The sequence below is a fragment of the Nostoc sp. genome, from assembly GCF_035638895.1.
Classification (GTDB): Bacteria; Cyanobacteriota; Cyanobacteriia; order Cyanobacteriales; family Nostocaceae; genus Nostoc.
The window spans coordinates 1-3,868 of the sequence record NZ_DASQZC010000393.1 but is presented as its reverse complement, the minus strand read 5'-3'; the positions used below and the strand labels follow the sequence as shown (position 1 = coordinate 3,868).

The 3,868-nt window shown below is 42.1% G+C and carries 4 protein-coding genes; 2 read left to right on the top strand and 2 right to left on the bottom strand.

Annotation, left to right across the window (positions count from 1 at the left end; all coding sequences use genetic code 11):
• On the bottom strand, positions 1-1,503 hold a 1,503-nt coding region (locus VE944_RS19375; RefSeq protein ID WP_324980454.1), incomplete at its 3' end, for an Eco57I restriction-modification methylase domain-containing protein.
• Here VE944_RS19375 and VE944_RS19370 point away from each other — a divergent pair.
• The gene (locus tag VE944_RS19370; protein ID WP_324980451.1) at positions 1,491-1,637 is read left to right on the top strand and encodes a hypothetical protein; all 147 of its coding nucleotides are present in this window, start codon (positions 1,491-1,493) and stop codon (positions 1,635-1,637) included. The two genes, VE944_RS19375 and VE944_RS19370, sit on opposite strands and share 13 nt — an antisense overlap.
• A 108-nt stretch (positions 1,638-1,745) precedes the next feature.
• Here the strand turns inward: VE944_RS19370 and tftA are convergent, their stop codons facing one another.
• The gene (gene tftA / locus VE944_RS19365) at positions 1,746-3,098 is read right to left on the bottom strand and encodes a hormogonium tapered terminus morphoprotein TftA (protein WP_324980448.1); all 1,353 of its coding nucleotides are present in this window, start codon (positions 3,096-3,098) and stop codon (positions 1,746-1,748) included.
• A gap of 141 nt (positions 3,099-3,239) precedes the next feature.
• On the opposite strand from tftA, the gene VE944_RS19360 reads away from it, so the two are divergent.
• On the top strand, positions 3,240-3,868 hold a 629-nt coding region (locus tag VE944_RS19360), incomplete at its 3' end, for a DNA primase (RefSeq protein WP_324980445.1).

Sequence of the window (3,868 nt, the reverse complement as noted above, 5' to 3'; positions counted from 1 at the left end):
TTTTCGCAAATCTGTTGCATTGACCTGAGTATGCCCATTGAACAACCGAAAAAAAGCATCAACTAAGGTTGAATTGAGATAAACAGCAAGCCCACGAGCTAAGGTAAGGTTAAGTCCACGGCCATCTTTGTGAAAGTAATTTAAGTGATTTTCAAAGCCAACATAGCCATAATTAAATTGGTCGGCATCATAAACCACCGCAACAACACGCCTTTTCTCTTCTTTCGATGAAAATCTTTTACATAATACATAATGCTCATTTGGTATTAGAAGATTTGCTGTTTCTTCTATATGCACTATTGCTTGAGGCTTTTTAGTTATTTTTGGGTGTTCTACATATCCATTCGCTAAATTCACCGGATAAATTAATGGAACAGTACTATTTTCTTGATTTATCCTTAGATAATCTTTTGCTCGGAAATCTACTACCCGTCCGGTTGAAACTGTTAGCCCTAAGTCTTTTAAAGTGCAGATAAAAATCGCCATTCGCTGAACGATTTGTTGGCTAAGATTATCTGGAATAATATGAATAAACTGCTCTAGATCATCGGGCTTAACTAAGGCTGTATATGGTACAGAGTGTGACACGATAAAGTCATCATTAGCACCACAACTGCTATTTATGCTGACGCTGCTGGACTTTTGCTTTTGTTTTGTAGCTTGGATAATGATAGTTTCCTGCAAAACATCATCATCACTAAATGCTTCTTGCCGTGACTCAAAAAGATGTACTTGCTCTAAAGCCATCATCTCTAAAAACATCTTGCGGAAGTTACGGAAATATGGCCCATTACAAAAACTGCGCGGGGTAATTGCTACAAACTCCCCATTTGGTTTTAGAAGTTGTGCTGTAGCAGCCATAAAACCAGTATAAAGATTGCTAGTTTCCAAACCGATGGAACGCAGTAATTCACGTATTTTGGAATGAGCATTGATTTTTAAATAAGGCGGGTTGAGAATAGCATGGGTAAATTCTGTTGCGTAGTTTACCGCCGTAGGCATCGCACTATTCAATAAACCAAGCTTTTGCAGCCTAACTGCATCTTCGATAAAATCAGTCTCACGAATTTCGTAACTGAAGGAAATACCTACATGTTCGCATTCTTTCTCACATAGCTCTAGAGTCTTATGCAAATATCCAATTAGAAAAGGGTCAATTTCATAAGCTACAACGCGCAAACTTGACGTAGGTTTTGCCTGCTGGCATACTTTTGCTACAAAAGCAGCTATTAATGAACCAATTCCTGCTCCAGCATCAAGCAAGGATATTTCAGGCAAATCCAGGCTATTAAACATCTCAGCCATCAATTGGGCTACTGAAGCGGGAGTCAGAAACTGACCCATCGACGCTTTTTTGTCTTGCCTTAGCTTTAAACTTACTACAGCCCGACGAAGATCCACTTCTGCAAGCAAGTTTCCACTTGATAGTTTGGCGAGGCTGGTAAACTCTAAACTACTGTTATGACTTGCTACTAACGCTCTACTGCTTGATGGAAGGATCACGGTCTGTCTTCTTAATTGCTATCAAGTTTACAACTTTACGGCATTTTTATGCTGAAGCAGATCACGTTTGCGATCGCGTTCCGCCCACCGTAGATGATCGCGCTGTGCAAAACCTTAGTACAGGTTTCCTATGAGGATGCAAACGAACCCCCAAGTACGCCAAGTACGCCGCCAATGCACAGCGTCTCCTAGAGAAGAAAAAGAGGGTTCAAGTAATTAGTACAAGTTTATTTACTCAACACTTAAAGAAGTCCTGCTGATTCATATAATCGTTTGAGCATTGCTGAAATTTTCGTACTATAATCCAAATCTGCTGACCACCGCCCTGATAGCTGATCAATTAATGGTGCAATCCCGCGTGTGACAAAGCGAAACCTGGGATCTACTACTTCTTGTACCAAAGGTTCTAAACTAGCGTAAGCTTTTAAATGTTGGACGTGTGCCCTTACTCCAATTCTGGCACTTGGAAAAGATGCAGCCTCCGAACCACCACCGATCGCACCTAAGCCGGCAAAGTTATTTTGCTCAGGTCTAATATCGCCACCAAACCGTAAAAATCCAGTTTCTACACACATTTGGCAAAAGGCAATGTCATAGTTCACTCCCTCTATACCTGCTTCTTCTCGATAAAGTTTTGGGATGTCAGGAAAGCTTACTAAAGCATTTTCATTATTGTTTCTCAGAAATAATTGTAACTGGACTTCAGAAGTATTACCGTTCGACATCACCCGCGAAAATTGACCAGGGCAAACTGCCAAATTCGATCGCAAGCTAACAGTACGCGTTGCAGCATCCCAAGTGACTGCAACATTAAAATCTCGCAGTTCGATCGCTTTAACATAAACTACTTTGCGATAGGTAATTCTGTTAACATTAGCCGTTTTTGAAAGGTCAATCCGCAAACGGTCTACTAAATCAATGGGAATGTAAGCATTACCATTAACTAAAACTCCTTGCTCTGAGTATTTTTGCCCATTAATATTAATATTAATTGGCGGATAATTTGCTTCCGTCGGAGTTCCAGGAGTGGGGTCAATTACACGACTCCAAGCCACCAAACCATCGACAATTCCCAAAGCAAAATCGCGGCGACGACTTTGCAGCAAAGCCCGATCCTCTGGATTGCTGAGAAACGCCACTTGCATCACCAAAGCTGGAAGCGTTGTCTGGCGACAGAATGCTAAACTACCTAAGCCACTATTTGTATCTGGCTTGGCTCCCCGATTCGGCAATTGGGGTACACGGCGCAACAACCCCACTAGCAATTGTTCAGCATTACTCTTGCGATCGCTATTATTAGCTATATAAAAAATGCCAGCCCCACGCACAGAAGGGCTATTAGTGGCATTAGATTCAATCTCTAGGGCAACATCACCCCGGCGGCCACGAGAATTGATCCAGGTGATAGTTTGGGCGGCACTCAAGTCATCAGGGACTGCCAAAATTTCGACATTCCGCGCCCTCAGTTCCGTGACAATTAAATCCCGCAGCAGAATCATTTCTCTAGCTTCAGTTGTACCACCTGCGATCGCACCTGGATCTATCCCTCTAGCTTCTTTGCCTCCGTGAGCTGCTGAAATAAAAATACGCCCCATTTTAAGTATTTCCTCTGATGAAATTAAGTGTAAGCATTTATATAAATCATTCTTGGTCTAGCAACAACAATATAATAGCTATCAGTTGGTAAATGCACCGCAGTGTTAACTACCAACCTATGACTTAACAGATAAACTAGAATGCAAATCCCCCGCTTGCACCCAGACACAATTGAGGAAGTTAAACTACGGGCTGATATTGTAGATGTCGTCTCGGAATACGTAGTTTTACGCAAACGCGGGAAAGATTTTGTCGGTTTGTGCCCCTTCCACGATGAGAAATCTCCCAGTTTTACCGTCAGTCAGACTAAACAAATGTACTATTGCTTCGGCTGTCAAGCCGGAGGAAATGCCATTAAGTTTGTCATGGAATTGGGAAAACGTTCGTTTGCTGATGTGGTGCTAGATTTAGCACGGCGTTACCAAGTACCTGTACAAACTCTAGAACCTGAACAACGCCAAGAATTACAGCGTCAGCTATCTTTGCGTGAGCAGTTATATGAAGTTCTGGCTTCCTCAGCACAATTTTATCAACACGCTCTTAGACAATCACAAGGGCAACAGGCACTTCAATATTTGCAATCTAACCGCCAACTCAAAGAAGAAACAATACAGCAATTTGGTTTAGGTTATGCCCCCGCAGGTTGGGAAACTCTCTACCGTTATCTAGTGGAAGATAAACATTACCCAGTACAAATACTAGAAAAAGCAGGACTGATTAAGCCACGGCGGGAAGGAGGCGGTTATTATGATGTATTCCGCGATCGCTT

Bases quoted from the DNA above. Each gene is read 5' to 3' on its own strand.
- tftA (WP_324980448.1), bottom strand. From the start codon at position 3,098: ATGGGGCGTATTTTTATTTCAGCAGCTCACGGAGGCAAAGAAGCTAGA.
- VE944_RS19370 (WP_324980451.1), top strand. From the start codon at position 1,491: ATGGAAGGATCACGGTCTGTCTTCTTAATTGCTATCAAGTTTACAACT.